This window comes from Holdemania sp. 1001302B_160321_E10, assembly GCF_015552275.1.
Classification (GTDB): Bacteria; Bacillota_I; Bacilli_A; order Erysipelotrichales; family Erysipelotrichaceae; genus Holdemania.
Window position 1 is genome coordinate 155,356 of sequence record NZ_JADNEM010000005.1, and the last position, 16,563, is coordinate 171,918.

Below are 16,563 nucleotides of genomic sequence, written 5' to 3' on the forward strand. Positions count from 1 at the left end.
CGACTTTTTTTCTGACTCCCGTTAATTCCAGTTGGTCGTGAAATATCCGTTTTCCTGAATGAACTCCAGCGTGCGCCACATTTCCACCGCGCGGGTTAATCCTTGTTCGTAATCCGGCAGCGGCCAGCGGAAGAACTCAAAGGTCGCAGTGCCTGGATAATTGATCGCATTGAGCGCTTCAATAACTTCAATCCAGTTCACCGTACCAAAACCGATCGGCAGATGCTGATCCTTTTTCCCGTTGTTGTCATGCAGATGCACTTCGTACAGCTTCTTTCCCATGCGCTGGATCGTGGCCGGGATATCCACGCCGTCCACATTCGCGTGGCCGACGTCCAGACAGAAACCGACATTCTCCAAATTCACTTCTTCCACCAGCGCAATCAATTCGTCGATCTGACTGTAAAAACGCCCGCCATAGATATTCTCGATTGCCAGCCTAATCCCTTTTTCCGCAGCCCGCTGGCCAAACCAGCGCAGGTTTTCCACAACCCGCCGGTTCGTTTCTTCTGCACCCCATTTTTCTAACGAAGCTTGATGAACGATTTTATTTTTCTTAAATCCCCCGTCTGAAAAAGTCCCCGGATGCACAACGAACACCCCCGGTTCCAAAACACTGTAAATATCCAGACTTTTCTGCATATAATGACGGACCCGTTTCTGTTCAGGATCGTCCTCATCCAACACGGAACCGACAAAATGATAAGACGACACCTTCATCCCTTTTTGGACAGCCAGCGCATGAATCTGATCGGCAAATTCCTGATCTTCGGCATCCTTTTCCGGATACACCTCCTGATCCCAATAGGTATTGAACGTATGAATGCCTAATTTCAACGCCATTTCCATGAGCGTGTCCGCCTTGTTGAGATCCAGCTTGCCCTCGGCGTTGACAAAATCAAAGTGCAGTGAACATTCCCGCATGTTTCCCTCCTGTTTCCGCTCTCTGTAAGCAGAACCTTTCTGTTTTTATTATACGGCCAATCTTGTCAGGAAACAAGCAAACACCCCCGATGTCTGACAAGCCGCATCTTCGTCATTTTCCTTTTTTGATCCTGATCTTCATTCTTACCAACACTAAAAAAAGAAGTCTTCCAGAAGAGGAAAACTTCCAATGAGCTTCGATTCGCAGCGTTTATTTTTTTTCGTTTTGAAATTGAAACCGGTTGAGCAGCTGCTGGAAAAGCAAAACTTCAGCGTCTGAAAAACTGTCCATACATTGCATACAATATTTTCTGAATTCCGACTGAATAAGATCCGAAGCGGTTTTCCCTCTCTCCGTCAGGAAGATGTTCATTACTCGGCGGTCTTTATCGTTGCCGATTCGCATCACCAGATCCTCACTCTCCATTTCTGAAATGATTTCTGAAATTGTAGAGCGCTTACTGGCGGAAATGACCGCAATTTCCTGCTGATTAATTCCATTGTGGTCAGACAACAGATGCAGGATTTTTAGATGGGATAACTTGAGATTCAAAACTTTAAGCGTATCGGATTTTACTTCATAAAACTGTTTGATTAAATCTGAAAACATAATAAACGCTTTGGTGTCCAAATTCACAACGTCCCGAATTTGATTCATGAACTCACTCCTTTCTTTTTTCTTATTATAAATCAAAAGTCCAGTTAAACGTTACAATTTTACCGAATTCAATGTGAATTAAACGTTTTACTTCACATTTCACGCTGATTAAAAAGAAAAGAACGAAGCGTTTCGTTCTTTTATCCGTCATTGTGAGTGAGTTCAATTACGGGAATTTCAACCGGATTGAAGATTCGCGGCAGATACCATCGCCGGCATAATCCCCGGGAAACGATTAAATCCGAGTTCTGTTCCTGATACAAACCGCCTGCCCGCTTCGGGAACCAGCCTTGCCGGGGCGCAAACAAACCGTTGATCAAACCGGGAATTCGAACCTGTCCGCCATGGGCATGGCCGGACACGATCAGATCAAACCCGAACTGCGCGTAGATCGGCGAACGTTCCGGCCGGTGCGCTAAGAGTATCGTATATTCCGGGCAGGTCTGCACCGAACCCAGCGCCTTCATCAGTTCAATTTCCTCTTGTGAATCCCGATCAATATACGCATATTTGCGGGGATCGTCAATTCCGCACAACGTGAATCGTGTTCCGCGGATCGTGATGGTTTCTTTCCTGCTGTCCAAAACGGTAATTCCCGCCTGACGCACCCGTGCTTTGACCTCCGGGAGCGTGATCAGAGTATCAATATTTTCATGGTTGCCTGTGCAATAATAACACGGCGCTATCGCCGCAGCCTGATCAAGAAATAATTCCGCGCCCCGCAGCGGTTTGATATCGTCGATGATATCTCCCGGCATGAGAATGAGATCGCACCGGGATTGCCGCAGCTTGTCCAGCAGCCGCTTTTGATTCGGTCCGTAGACCGTGCTGTGCAGATCGGAGACGACCGCCAGTCTGACCGGCGTTTTGATCTTCGGACTGGACAGTGTATAGGATCGTAATTGAATTGGAAAACTGATGAGCCAGCCAATCAACAGATAGGCGGCGATCAGGCCGAAAAAGAGAAGGGCCAGCTTCATCGCCAGCCTCCCTCAGTAACCCTGATGGTATAGTAAACCGGTTGTTTCATTGTGATTCTCCTTTTATGTTGGATTCGCGTTGGCCTTAAAAACACGGCGGCGATTTGCTTTTTAATAATCGCCCATCGCGATCATTCCGTCAATCACCTTCTGAACACCGGCGATGTTGGCGGCCGTCACATAATCCTTCGGATCCAGCGCATACTGCCGGATTGCCTCCTGGCATTGCTTATGAATAGAGATCATAATCCCGCGCAGCTTGTCGTCGACTTCTTCAAACGACCAGGCCAGACGCATGCTGTTCTGGCTCATTTCCAACGCGGAAGTCGCAACGCCGCCGGCGTTGGACGCCTTACCCGGGGAGAACAGGATTCCCTGCTGACGAAACAAAGCGATCGCTTCGTTATCGTTCGGCATGTTCGCGCCCTCGGCAACGAGTTGGCAGCCCGCTTCGATTAAGCGCCGGGCACGTTCCTTGTTGATCTCGTTCTGTGTCGCGCATGGGAAAGCCAGATCAACCTTCAGGTTGGCGTCATAGACCGAACCTTCATGATATTCGCCATGGCCCGCCATTTCCGGATATGCCGAAAGCGAGGTGCGCAGCTGTTCCTTGATTTTCTTCACCGTATTCAGATCCAGCTGTTCATCGACGATATAGCCTTTGGAATCGCTCATCGCGATGACCTGAATTCCATTCTGCAGCGCTTTTTCCGCGGCATAGATCGCGACGTTGCCGCTGCCGCTGACAATCGCTTTCTTCCCCTGCGGATCCATCTGCGCCGCTTTCATCATTTCCAAGACGAAGTAGATCAACCCGTAGCCGGTCGCCTCCTTGCGTGCCAGACTGCCGCCATAGCCTACGCCCTTGCCGGTTAGCACACCGCGCTCGCTGACACCTTTTAAACGCCGGTACTGACCGTATAAATAACCGATTTCCCGTGCGCCGACGCCCATATCGCCCGCTGGCACGTCGACATCCGGTCCGATATGCTTGGACAATTCAATCATAAAGCTCTGACAGAAGCGCATTACTTCCGCGTCGCTCTTCCCTTTCGGATCGAAATCGCTGCCGCCCTTGCCGCCGCCGATCGGCAGCGTCGTCAGCGCATTCTTGAAGATCTGTTCAAACGCCAGGAATTTCATCATGCCCAGCGTGACCGCCGGATGAAACCGCAGACCGCCTTTATAAGGGCCCAAGACGCTGCTGTACTGGACGCGGTAGCCGCGGTTGACATGCATCTGGCCCTGGTCGTCTGTCCACGGTACTTTAAACTGGATGATCCGCTCCGGCTCCGTCAAGCGTTCCAGAATCGCCATTTTCTCATATTCCGGATGATGATCAAAAATCAGGCTGACCGACGTCAGCACTTCTTCCACCGCCTGCAGAAACTCGGGCTGCGAGGCGTCTTTTTGTTTCAGCTGATGTAAAACACGTTCACAATATGAATTCATTGTTATCCCACCTTTTTTATTATGATATGCTACTCGGCCTGAAAATTCAATGAAAAAAAGAGGGACATTCCTTTCGGATATTCCCTCTCTCGTTCATTTTAGACCGCCGGTTCAGCGTGGTTGCCGAGCATTTCTTCCGGAAGCTTGACATCTTCTTCCAGATCGACGGAACGTTCTTCCCGTTCCTCGCGCAGCTCCGCTGCCCGTTCTTCGATCAGGTGCGTCGTTTCACGCTCGAATTTTGAGCCGGTTCCCGCTGGGATCAGCTTGCCGATGATAACGTTTTCCTTCAGACCGATCAGATGGTCGACCTTGCCCTTGATCGCCGCTTCGGTCAGGACCTTGGTGGTTTCCTGGAAGGATGCCGCGGACAGGAAGGAATCGGTTTCGACAGATGCTTTTGAGATACCCAGCAGCGTCGGACCAAAGACCGCCGGATGCTTGCCCGCTAACAGACAAGCGCGGTTGATGCCGGTGATGTTGTTCAGGGACAGCGTCTGACCTGCGCTTAAGCCGGTGTCGCCGCCGTCGATGACAATGATCTTCCGCAGCATCTGCCGGATCATGACTTCGATGTGCTTATCGGAAATTTCGATACCCTGAGAAGCGTAAACCTTCTTGACTTCCTTCAGGATATAGTTTTGAACTTCCATGACGCCTGCGACTTCCAGCAGTTCCTTCGGGTTAACCTGACCTTCGGTCAGCTTATCGCCCGCAACGACCTGGGACCCGACTTTCAGCCAGGAACGGATCGTCTGCGTCAGATCGCATTTGTGTTCGATGCTTTCCTTTTCGTTGGTGACCACGATGCGCATGCCGCTCTTGTTTTCCAGTTCGCTGATCTCGGTGATCTCACCGTCGATCTTGGACAGGACTGCGACATGTTTCGGGCAGCGGGCTTCAAACAATTCTTCGACTCGCGGCAGACCCTGCGTGATATCGCCGTCGTTACCGGAAGCGACGCCGCCGGTATGGAACGTACGCATGGTCAGCTGTGTGCCCGGTTCACCAATGGACTGCGCGGCCATGATGCCGATCGCTTCGCCGGCTTCCGCCAGTTTGCCAGTCGCCATGTTGCGGCCATAGCACTTGCGGCAGACGCCGTTGACGCTTTCGCAGGTGAACGTATTGCGGATATAAGCCTTGGTGACGCCGGCATTGACCACCTTCTGCGCCATCGCTTCATCCATGTAGGTATCCGCTTCAACCAGAATTTCGCCGGTGTTCGGATCGACGATCGCATCCTGGCTGTAACGGCCGATTAAGCGTTCAGCCAGCGGTTCAAGGATCGTGTTGGTCTTGCGGTCAACAATATCCTCAACCAGATAGCCGCGGTCGGTTCCGCAGTCTTCCTCAATGATGACGACATCCTGAGCTACGTCGACCAGACGACGGGTCAGGTAACCCGATTCAGCCGTCTTCAGGGCGGTATCGGTCAGACCTTTCCGCACGCCGTGAGTGGAGATAAAGAACTCGGACACATTCAGACCTTCACGGAAGGAAGAGTAAATCGGAACTTCGATGATCGAAGGCTGGTATTCTTTCTTGGACTTCGACTGTGTCGGACGGGCCATCAGACCACGCATGCCGCACAGCTGAGTAAAGTGGGATTTGTTGCCTCGCGCTCCGGAAACCGCCATCATGTTGATCGGGTTCTTACGCGGCAGGGATTTCATAACGGCATCGCCGATTTCATCCTTGATATCCGCCCACAGCTTCGAGAAGTGGCGTTCCCATTCCGGCGGCGTCAGCATGCCTCGTTTCAGCAGCTTATCCAGCTTATCAGCCTGAGCACGGCCTTCTTCAACATATTTCTGTTTGTTCGGAACGACGTTGATATCCGCCAGAGATACGGTCATGCCCGCAACTGTGGAATATTCAAAGCCAAGATCCTTGATGTTATCCATGATATCGGAAGTGCCTTCCGTTCTGTACCGGTTGAACACTTCGGCGATGACATTGGACAAATCCTTCTTCTTGAATTCCGGATTCAGCGGCATTGCGGCGATCGCTTCCTTGATGTTCGTGCCTAACGGCAGGAAGAACTTATCCGGCGTCGCCTGTAAGCTTGCCTTGTTGACATCGTTGATATATGGGAAGTCTGCCGGGAACATTTCGTTGAAAATGACCTTGCCGACCGTCGTTACCAGGTACGAATGGTTCTGCTTCTCCGTGAAGCAGCTCTTATGCAGCGCGTATCCCGGCAGGGCAATGCGGGTATGCAGATGCACCTGCTTGCTCTGATACGCGATTAAGACTTCGTTGGTGTCCTTGAAGACATGGCCTTCGTTGGTGCCGAACCGGCGCCACATTTCAGCCGCTTCATGATCGCCCAGAGAATCCAGGAAATCTGCCTTCGTGAAGAATTCGTCCGCCGTTTCTTCCATGTTCAGATAGAAGTTGCCCAGAACCATGTCCTGACCCGGCGTAACGATCGGCTTACCATCCTTCGGACCCAGAATGTTGTTGGAACCGAGCATCAGGATTTCCGCTTCGGCACGGGCTTCTTCGGACAGCGGCAGATGGACAGCCATCTGGTCGCCGTCAAAGTCGGCGTTGAACGCGGTACAGACTAATGGATGCAGACGGATCGCACGGCCTTCGACCAGCTTCGGCTTAAACGCCTGAATGCCCAGACGATGCAGCGTCGGCGCACGGTTCAGGAAGACCGGATGATTGTCGATCACCTGTTCCACGACGTCCCAGACGCGCGGATCCTGGCGGTCGATCAGCTTTTCAGCCGTTTTCGGATTGCCGGCGATGCCCTGATTGACAATTTCATTGATGACAAACGGCTTGTACAGCTGAATTGCCATTTCGCGCGGAATTCCGCACTGATACATCTTCAGATCCGGTCCGACCGCGATAACGGAACGGCCGGAGAAGTCGACACGCTTACCTAACAGGTTCTGACGGAAACGTCCCTGCTTACCCTTTAAGGAATGCGACAGGGATTTCAGCGCCCGTCCGCCCGCGCCGGTGATCGGCTTGGAACGGCGGCCGTTGTCGATCAAAGCGTCGACCGCTTCCTGCAGCATACGTTTTTCGTTCTGGACGATGATCGCCGGAGTTCCCAACTCCAGCAGCTTCTTCAAACGATTGTTCCGGGTGATGACACGGCGGTACAGATCGTTCAAATCGGAGGTCGCGAAGCGGCCGCCGTCCAGCTGCAGCATCGGCCGTAAATCCGGCGGAATGACCGGCAATACGGTCAGAACCATCCATTCCGGCTTGTTGTCGGAATGACGGAACGCGTCGATGGTTTCCAAGCGCTTGATCAATTTCTTGCGCTTGTCGCCGTTCGCGTTTTCCAGTTCTTTAATGACAATCTCGTGTTCTTTCTCAATATCGACCTTTTCCAACAAGGTCTTGACCGCTTCCGCGCCGGTCTGGGCAACAAAGCTGCCCGGACCATACAGTGCGGTGTTCTCACGGTATTCTTTTTCTGACAGGATCTGTTTGACAGCCAGCGGCGTATCCATCGGATCGGTAACGACCCAGGATACGAAGTAAACGACTTCTTCCAGCGCCTTCGGCGTGATGTTGAGCAGCAGGCTCATGCGGCTTGGAATGCCGCGCAGATACCAGATGTGCGCAACCGGAGCTGCCAGTTCAATGTGACCCATCCGTTCGCGGCGGACGGAACTCTTGGTGATTTCTACGCCGCAGCGGTCACAGATTACGCCTTTATAGCGTACTTTCTTGTATTTTCCGCAATAACATTCCCAGTCTTTGGAAGGACCGAAAATCCGTTCGCAGAATAAGCCGTCCCGTTCTGGTTTTTGAGAACGGTAGTTAATCGTTTCCGGCTTTTTGACTTCGCCATAGGACCATTCGCGGATTCGTTCCGGGGATGCCAGACCGACCTGAATGGCGGCAAATTTATTGACACTCATCGCTTACGCCTCCTTTACTCAACGTCTTCGTCATCAAATCCGATTACAGCCGCTTCTTCCGGCAGATCCTCCTCGTCGATGACCTGGGCCGGAATCTCTGCCGAGGTTTCGGATACGACGTTCTCCAGGGCTGCAACTTCGTTAATCTCGTCCGCTTCCATCTTCTTCATATCGACTTCCAGACCTTCTTCATCCAGCATCTTGACGTCGATCGCCAGCGCCTGCAGCTCATGCTTTAAGACGCGGAACGATTCAGGAATGCCCGGTTCCGGCAGATCCTTGCCCTTGATGATGGCTTCGTAGGTCTTGGTGCGTCCAACGATATCGTCAGACTTCACGGTCAGGATTTCCTGCAGCGTATGCGCGGCGCCGTAAGCTTCCAGCGCCCAGACTTCCATTTCACCGAAACGCTGGCCGCCGTTCTGCGCCTTACCGCCTAACGGCTGCTGCGTGACTAAGCTGTATGGGCCGGTTGCACGGGCGTGCAGTTTATCGTCGACCATGTGCGCCAGCTTGATCATGTACATGACGCCGACAGAGATCCGTTCATCGTACGGCTCGCCGGTCTTGCCATCGTGCAGCACAAGCTTGCCATCCGGCGAGGTCTGCGCTTCTTCCATGATCGCTTTCAATTCGTCATTGGAAATACCGTCGAAGACCGGTGTCGCAAACTTCACGCCTAACGTCTTCGCGGCCATGCCCAGATGGATTTCCAGAACCTGTCCGATATTCATACGAGATGGAACGCCGAATGGGTTCAGCATGATGTCGATTGGTGTGCCATCCGGCAGATACGGCATATCCTCGATCGGCAGGATCTTGGAGATAACGCCCTTGTTGCCATGACGGCCGGCCATTTTATCACCTTCAGAAATCTTACGTTTCTGAACGATATAGACTTTAACGACTTCATTGACTCCCGGCGGCAGATCGTGACCCTCGTTGCGCTTGAAAATGCGGATCGAATGGACGATGCCGGCGCCGCCATGCGGAACTTTCAGCGAATTGTCGCGGACTTCTCTGGACTTTTCGCCGAAGATCGCCAGTAACAGCTTTTCTTCCGGGGAGATTTCGCTCTGGCCCTTCGGGGTAACCTTACCGACCAGGATGTCGCCTTCCTTGACTTCCGCGCCGATCATGACGATGCCGCGGCCGTCGAGGTGACGGCAGGCATTTTCACTGACGTTTGGAATATCGCGGGTAATTTCTTCAGGTCCCAGCTTCGTTTCGCGGCATTCAATGTCATATTCCTCAATATGAATAGAAGTGTAGACATCGTCGCGGACCATCCGCTCGGACATGATGATCGCGTCTTCGTAGTTGTAACCGTGCCAGGTCATGAACGCGATCGTCACGTTCTGGCCTAACGCCAGCTCGCCTTTTTCCATCGAAGGACCATCGGCCAGAATATCGCCGCGTTCCACGCGTTCGCCATGCTTGACGATCGGCCGCTGGTTGATGCAGGTGCCGGCGTTGGAACGGCGGAATTTCTGCAGCTCGTAAACGCGCTGTTCGCCTTCATCTTCCGTAACGACGATCTTATTGGCATCGACATAGGTGACGACCCCGTTGCCGGTGCAGATGCACGCGCTGCCGGAGTCCCGCGCTATGCGGTGCTCCATGCCGGTTCCGACATATGGAGAATGCGGATTCAGCAGCGGTACGGCCTGACGCTGCATGTTCGCGCCCATCAGGGCACGGGAAGCATCGTCATTTTCCAGGAATGGAATACATGCGGTCGCAACCGAAACGATCTGTTTCGGCGAAACGTCCGCCAGTTCGACCTGATCGCGGTGAGCCATGATTGTTTCTCCCGCTTTTCGGGCAACGACCATGTCGTTGATCAGACGGCCTTCGTGCACTTCGTTCGCCTGCGCGATGATGTAGTCGTTTTCTTCATCGGCTGACAGATAGACATATTCCTCAGTAACCTCGCCGCCTTCTTTGACCAGACGGTACGGTGTTTCGATAAAGCCATATTCGTTGATCTTGGCATACGTTGTCAAGTTGGAGATCAGACCGATGTTCGGGCCTTCCGGCGTCTCGATCGGACAGATCCGGCCGTAATGGCTGTTGTGAACGTCACGGACTTCAAAGCCGGCGCGCTCACGCGTTAAGCCGCCCGGACCCAGCGCGGAAATACGGCGCTTGTTGGTCAGCTCGGCCAGCGGATTCTGCTGATCCATAAACTGCGACAGCTGCGAGGAGGAGAAGAACTCCTTGATCGCCGCCGTCAGCGGACGGATATTCGTTAACTGCTTCGGCGTCAGACCTGCGGCCTCGGCAATCGACATTCTTTCTTTAACGACCCGTTCCATCCGACTCAAACCGATCCGGAACTGATTCTGGATCAGTTCGCCGACCGTACGGATCCGGCGGTTGCCCAGCATATCAATATCGTCGACGCTGCCGACGCCGTCCATCATGTTCAGCTCATAGCTGTAGAAGGCATACATGTCGGAAATCGTGATCGTCTTTTTCTGGTTGATCGGGTCGATCGCCACGATCTTGATCGGATTGCTGCAATCCGCAGACGTCGAAACCTGAATCGTCTGCACGGCCGCGCCGACCAGCCAGGCTGTGATCGCCTGATTCTGATGTGCACGTTCGATGATGACCTGCTGCTCGGAAGCGCTCAGCTTCGAGTAATCCTCATCCGGGATGTAGCGGTCAACCACCAGCTCGCCGTTGTTGGTCATGTCTTCGTTATTCGCCGTCAACCGGCCGATCACGAAGAAACGGTGACCATAATTCAGGACCGCGGAGGCGTTTTCTGCCGTCAGTGCGACCGGCTTAGCCACCAATCCGGAATAGACGCGGACTTCTTTGACTTCCTTCGCCAGGGCTTCAATATCTTTTTCCGTCAGAACGGTGCCCTTTTCAAACAGGCGTTCGCCGCACTCGACGTCGTTGGCCAGAATACGGCCGATCAATCCCAGACTCCAGGACGTATCCATCATGGAAGTATCTGGATGTGAGAATTCATGCACGAATGGGAAAGCTATGACATGGCTGCCCTTGAGCATTTCCACACGCAGGACGTTTCTTTCCTTCTTCGTGACAAACGTGCCTTTTTCAAACAACACTTTGCCCTCGCCGCTCAGGACGTCTTCAGCCAGATAAGTGCCTTCCATCCGGTCCGTCAGCGACAGTTTCTTATTTAATTTATACCGGCCGGCCTTGGTCAGGTCATACCGGCGGTGATCGAAGAACTTGGCGTTCATCAAGTTGATCGAACCGTCGATCGTCGGTACTTCATCAGAGCGCTGGTTTTCATAGATCGCCAGCAGCGCTTCGTTGCTCGTCTTGATCTTATCAGCGGCCAGCGTATTGCGGATTTCTTCATAGTTGCCGAAGAACGAGGTATATAAAAGCATATACAGGTTCAGGAATTCGCGAGGTTCGCCCTCAACGATGTTCTCTTCGAACACTTCCAGTCCCAACGCTTTTAAGAACCGGCGGATTTCCGCCGTATCAAAGCCGTCTTCGCTCTTTTCCAGGTTCAAGGACATCCCGATCGCCTTGAACAGGATTGTGGATAAAATTTTACGTTTGCGGTCGACCGACATGTTGACAATCCGGCCTAACGCCGCCTTCTTGCCGTCGGTCATGAACTCCAGCCACGTGCCGCGGCTTGGGATCAGTTCACAGTTGTAGCTATCTTTGCCAGTTTTGTCTTCGGAAGCAATATCAAAATAAGCGCCTGGCGAACGTACAATCTGAGAAACGATAACACGTTCAGCGCCGTTGATAATGAAAGTTCCGGTTTCCGTCATCATCGGGAATTCGCCCAGGAAAACGTCTTCCCACTTTGTCAGTACTTCACCGGTTGTATTGTCGACCATTTCCAGCTCCATTTTCGCTTTCAATGGCGCGGCGAAGTTCGCCTCCCGGTATTTGCACTCGTTGACGGTATACTTTGGCGTGCCGAATTCGTAATCTACGAATTTCAGGCGAATATTTCCACCGTAGTTCTGAATCGGGTAAATATCTTCAAAAACTTCCCTGATGCCTTCTCTGATAAACCATTCAAAAGACTGAGTCTGCACTTCAACCAGATCAGGAAGATCGAGGTTGCCGCTGACCTTGGAATAATTCCGGCGTTCTGCCTTTTTACCCAGTTTTTCAATACGGTAGTTCTGCATTTTTTCCATGTACGCCATCCTTTCATAACAGTGTTAACAACGGCTAAAAGGGCCTAAAACCCCCTTAACTTTTATACATTTTTGCAATTTAATATAGTACCAAACTTAACACAAGTTGTCAATCTGTTTTTGTCGATTTTAAAATGTAATATCCCTTTTCCTTGTTGATCACTTCACAGTTGCCAAATATTTCCTCAATTTTAGCTTTAGCGCTGAGCGCGCCCTGCTGCTTGCGGATCACCACATACAGATGTCCCTGCGGACGCAAATGATCATACGCCTGCTCAAACATCGCATAGATTACTTTTTTGCCCGCCCGGATCGGCGGATTGGTTAGAATATCGCTCAACGTTTCAGTGACATTCCCAAAGATATCCGATACCCGAACTTCAGCCTCCACGCCGTTCTTCTGCGCATTAAGAACAGCCAGCTCAACCGCCCGGGGATTGACATCCACCATCAGCATTTCAGCGTCCGGAAACATTTTTTTCACGGTGATGCCGATCACGCCGTAGCCGCAGCCCAGATCCAGTATGTGATCTCCCAGCGGTTCTTCCTTGATCGTTTTCAACAGGACATACGATCCAAAATCCACTTCACTTTTACAGAACACGCCGTTATCCGTGATCAAAGGGATAATAAAGCCCGAAAACCGGAAAGAAATCTCCTTCCGGTTTTGTGGTAGTTGACGATTGTCAGTAAAGTAATGACTCATTCGATCGCCTCCCATGGGCTAATTGCATTCCGCCGTCATGACGGAATTGTTCTGTTGTCGGATTGTGCGAAACTTATTTAATTTCGACAGAAGCGCCGGCATCCATCAGTTTCTTCTTGATTTCTTCCGCTTCTTCCGGCTTGATGTTTTCCTTGATTGCGCTTGGGCACTTGTCAACTAAGCCCTTCGCTTCAACCAGGCCTAAGCCAGTGATTTCACGAACAACCTTGATGACGCCAACCTTCGAAGCGCCGACTTCCTTCAGGAATACGGAAACTTCAGTCGGTCCTGTAGGCGCTGCAGCTTCAGTCGGAGCCGCAACTGCAACCGGAGCCGCAGCCGTTACGCCGAATTCTTCTTCGATCGCTTTTACCAGTTCGTTCAGTTCCAGAATTGTCATCTCTTTCAGAGATTCGATGATTTCAGCATTTGTTAACTTTGCCATGTTCTTATTCCTCCTTGGTCAGTTTTGTTATTCAGCAGCTGCTTCTTCAGCAGGAGCAGCTTCTCCGTCTTTGTCAGCGACTGCTTTCACAGCGCAAGCGAAGCTGCGGACAGGCGCCTGCAGGCAGCTCAGCAGCATCGACAGCATGCCTTCACGGTTCGGCAGGCTGGAAAGTTCTTTAATCGTATCGACGCCGACGACTTTACCTTCGACGATCGCACCTTTCAGAACCAGTTTGTCGTGCTTCTTGGCGAACTTCGCCAGCACGCGGCTTGGCGCAACAGCATCATCAGAGAATGCGATTGCGTTTGGTCCGGTCAGCTGTTCTGTCAGTTCGTTGAATCCGGCAGCCTCAGCGGCACGCTGGGACATGGAATTCTTGTAAACCTTGAATTCAATGCCTTCAGCCCGCAGGCTTCTTCTCAACTCAGTGACTTCGGCAACTGTCAGACCACGGTATTCAACAACGACTGTTGACTGGCTGGCGGTCATTTTTTCCTGAATTTCGGAAACGACTGCCTTTTTAGATTCTAATACCGCATCTTTCATTCCGTACACCTCCATTTTATACTGTCACAATATACCTGAATATAAAAACCCGCACTCAAGACAGCACGGGTTTTGAAAGTTCAAAGTTGATCTTCCTACCTCGGCAACCTGATTAAGCCATTAGGCCGTTGCTGTCTATGGTATATTGATAACAAACTAATTTTAACAGGGTTTGCGTAATTGTCAAGCAATTACTCAGCAGCGACACGAATCGCCGGTCCCATCGTCGTGGAAACCGTGATGCTCTTCATGTAGTTACCCTTGACTGCCGCCGGACGTGCCTTCGCGATCACGTTGTACAGCGCTTTCGCATTTTCCGCCAGCTGTTCGTCAGTGAAGGAGCACTTGCCGATCATAACATTGATGTTGCCTTCTTTGTCAACACGGTAAGTAACCTTACCTTTCTTAATTTCGTTGACGGCATTGGCGATGTTCATCGTGACGGTGCCCGTCTTCGGGTTCGGCATCAAGCCCTTAGGACCCAGGATCTTACCCAGCTTGCCGAGTTCGCCCATCATATCCGGAGTTGCGACGATCACGTCAAATCCGAACCAACCCTTTTTGATATCTTCCAGGATTTCCTTGCCGCCGACAAAATCTGCGCCGGCATCCTTGGCTTCCTGTTCCTTCGCGCCCTGAGTCACGACTAAGACCTTCTGGGAACGGCCTGTGCCGTTTGGCAGAACCATCGCGCCGCGGATCTGCTGATCAGCGTGACGTGGGTCAACGTTCAGGTTGAAGGAGATTTCGACGGATGCGTCGAACTTTGTTGTGTTGATTTTCTTCGCCAGAGCTACCGCTTCCGTCAGGCTGTACAGCTTCGCTGCGTCGACCTGCTTCAGGGCCTCTGTGTATTTCTTACCTCTTTTTGCCATCGTGATGTCCCTCTCTTATTCCATGCCTTCGACAGTAACGCCCATGTTGCGCGCTGTCCCGGCGATAATCCGCATTGCTGCTTCTACATCATTGGCGTTCAGATCCGGCATCTTGTACTCAGCGATTTCTCTGCACTTTTCCAGAGAGATCTTTCCGACGATGTTGGCTTTGGCACTGCCCGATCCGGACTTGATACCGGCAGCCTTCTTGATCAGAACTGAGGCTGGTGTCGTTTTCAGAACGAAATCAAAGCTCTTGTCTTCATACGCAGTGATGATGACAGGGACGATATCGCCTGCACGATCCTTGGTCGCATCGTTAAATGCGTTGCAGAACTGCGGCATGTTGATGCCTGCAGAGGCCAGCGCCGGTCCCGGACGGGCTCCGCCGGCCTGGAACTGGAGCTTACAAATCTTTGCAACTTTCTTGCTCACAAGACATTCCTCCTTAAAATTGATTGTCTGTGCTGTGGTTAGTGGACAGGTGCAACACCGTCCTCCCACGCATAATAAAACTTGCTGCCTTCGACAGCATTACTATTCTAAGCGGTTTTAACCCTTTAGTCAAGGGATATTTTCGATTTTGACCGGATTTATCAACGCGTCACACGAATGACAGGATCGCCGGTCTTAACCACTCCGGGCTTGGCAATTTCCAGCTGATACCCGCTGCCGTTGGTTACGACCAGCATCGTCGTCAGATCAATATGATTTTTTTCCATAACCCCCCGATCAATTCGGATCAGCGGCTCTCCCGCTCGAACTTTTGCGCCAGGCTGAACGTAAACCTCCAAGCCTCGGCCCTGAAGCTCCACCGTGTCCATGCCGACATGCAGCAGCACCTCAACGCCATTGGCGCCTTTTAATCCGACCGCATGACGCGTTGCCGCTACAAGCAGCACTGTGCCGGTCAGCGGCGACAGAATCTTTTCGCCTTCAAAACGAAATGCAATTCCCTCACCCATCATCTTCTGCGCAAATACCGGATCCGGCACTTCTTCCAAGGGCAAACTGACACCGTCAACCGGCGACAGGATGTCGCAATACACAGGTTTCTTAAATAAATTAAACATGGCAGCCTCCTTGCGCAAGCTCATCCAAAATTCTGCTTAATTTGATAAGCGAGAAAGATTCGGATGATTTGCGATGTTTCATTGTTCTCATTTTAAAGAATACCGTCCTAATTCGCAACGGTTAATCCTGTGGTTTAAGGATTCCTTCATTTTTCTCTGTTCTTTCTGCTGATTTTCTCTTGACTCAGAAACCTTTCCTGATCTCAAATTCTTAAGCGATGCCTTTTAGATAATCAGCCGCTTTGTATTGGCAGTGTTGCCGATGTCTTCGGCCTAAATTACAAAAAGCCGGAATCTATGCCTTTCTTGGGACGTATTCCGGCCTGACATACATAAGCAACGCTCAGCTTAAGCAACAAAAGTAATCCAGCTGCCTCGTCTATTCCGCCGATCAATTTCATCAACAATTTTCATAAATAGAAATCAGAAAAGGAGACTCAATTCTAGTTTCTTATTCTCGTTGCAATCTGATCTGCAGTCCATTCAGGATATTCTTCATGACAGGAAAATATCTGACGGATTACAGTTTCATCTTCATCTAAAATCTCCGCAATTTCTGAAATGGGCTTGCCTTTTTTCATATTTTTCAGCACCTGTTTAATGACTTTGCATAATTCGCCTCGTTCCATGCCTCGTTCTAAACCTTGTTCCAAACCTTCCTGCTTACCCATCCGTTTGCCCTGTTCCAGCCATTCCCGCTGACGATCCGCTCTTTCCAGTTCCGCCATGATCGCCTTTGTTTCTCTGAAATAAGCTTCAAAGTCCATCGTCATTTCACTCATCTTCCTGACCACCTTTCTGAGATTCTCATCTTGTTTACAAATCTGCTCGATCCATTCCCGCTTTTCCGG

13 protein-coding genes and 1 other annotated feature are annotated in these 16,563 nt (G+C 51.3%); all 13 genes read right to left on the reverse strand.

Translation table 11 applies throughout. The features are described 5' to 3' along the window. Nucleotides 1–21 precede the first annotated feature (21 nt). On the reverse strand, nucleotides 22–924 hold the full coding sequence (locus I2D94_RS04740; RefSeq protein ID WP_195395792.1) for a sugar phosphate isomerase/epimerase: 903 nt from the start codon (nucleotides 922–924) through the stop codon (nucleotides 22–24). Between the two features lie 211 nt (nucleotides 925–1,135). Continuing rightward, nucleotides 1,136–1,582 (reverse strand): MarR family winged helix-turn-helix transcriptional regulator, encoded by a 447-nt coding sequence (locus tag I2D94_RS04745; protein ID WP_072683024.1) that lies wholly within the window; start codon nucleotides 1,580–1,582, stop codon nucleotides 1,136–1,138. A 140-nt stretch (nucleotides 1,583–1,722) separates the two neighbouring features. Next, the gene (locus tag I2D94_RS04750; RefSeq protein ID WP_195395793.1) at nucleotides 1,723–2,562 is read right to left on the reverse strand and encodes a metallophosphoesterase; all 840 of its coding nucleotides are present in this window, start codon (nucleotides 2,560–2,562) and stop codon (nucleotides 1,723–1,725) included. A gap of 111 nt (nucleotides 2,563–2,673) precedes the next feature. Continuing rightward, nucleotides 2,674–4,014, reverse strand: a complete 1,341-nt coding sequence (gdhA, locus tag I2D94_RS04755) for an NADP-specific glutamate dehydrogenase (protein ID WP_072683023.1) — start codon at nucleotides 4,012–4,014, stop codon at nucleotides 2,674–2,676. Nucleotides 4,015–4,112: 98 nt separating this feature from the next. Beyond that, the gene (rpoC, locus tag I2D94_RS04760; RefSeq protein ID WP_195395794.1) at nucleotides 4,113–7,910 is read right to left on the reverse strand and encodes a DNA-directed RNA polymerase subunit beta'; all 3,798 of its coding nucleotides are present in this window, start codon (nucleotides 7,908–7,910) and stop codon (nucleotides 4,113–4,115) included. A gap of 14 nt (nucleotides 7,911–7,924) precedes the next feature. Further along, nucleotides 7,925–12,064, reverse strand: coding sequence for a DNA-directed RNA polymerase subunit beta (locus I2D94_RS04765; protein ID WP_195395795.1), 4,140 nt, complete (start codon nucleotides 12,062–12,064; stop codon nucleotides 7,925–7,927). A gap of 109 nt (nucleotides 12,065–12,173) precedes the next feature. Further along, complete coding sequence (locus I2D94_RS04770) at nucleotides 12,174–12,770, reverse strand: class I SAM-dependent methyltransferase (RefSeq protein WP_195395796.1); 597 nt, start codon at nucleotides 12,768–12,770, stop codon at nucleotides 12,174–12,176. Nucleotides 12,771–12,843: 73 nt separating this feature from the next. Continuing rightward, entirely contained in the window at nucleotides 12,844–13,215 is a 372-nt protein-coding gene (gene rplL, locus I2D94_RS04775) for a 50S ribosomal protein L7/L12 (protein ID WP_072683019.1), read from the reverse strand. Between the two features lie 27 nt (nucleotides 13,216–13,242). Further along, nucleotides 13,243–13,764, reverse strand: a complete 522-nt coding sequence (rplJ, locus tag I2D94_RS04780; protein WP_039863550.1) for a 50S ribosomal protein L10 — start codon at nucleotides 13,762–13,764, stop codon at nucleotides 13,243–13,245. Between the two features lie 33 nt (nucleotides 13,765–13,797). After that, nucleotides 13,798–13,923 (reverse strand) — a sequence feature (ribosomal protein L10 leader region). 32 nt (nucleotides 13,924–13,955) lie between these two features. Next, the gene (gene rplA / locus I2D94_RS04785) at nucleotides 13,956–14,639 is read right to left on the reverse strand and encodes a 50S ribosomal protein L1 (RefSeq protein WP_072683018.1); all 684 of its coding nucleotides are present in this window, start codon (nucleotides 14,637–14,639) and stop codon (nucleotides 13,956–13,958) included. Nucleotides 14,640–14,654: 15 nt separating this feature from the next. Next, complete coding sequence (gene rplK / locus I2D94_RS04790) at nucleotides 14,655–15,074, reverse strand: 50S ribosomal protein L11 (RefSeq protein ID WP_072683017.1); 420 nt, start codon at nucleotides 15,072–15,074, stop codon at nucleotides 14,655–14,657. Nucleotides 15,075–15,235: 161 nt separating this feature from the next. Then, entirely contained in the window at nucleotides 15,236–15,712 is a 477-nt protein-coding gene (locus I2D94_RS04795; protein ID WP_229056758.1) for a PTS glucose transporter subunit IIA, read from the reverse strand. Between the two features lie 443 nt (nucleotides 15,713–16,155). After that, on the reverse strand, nucleotides 16,156–16,563 hold a 408-nt coding region (locus I2D94_RS04800), incomplete at its 5' end, for a hypothetical protein (RefSeq protein WP_370544608.1).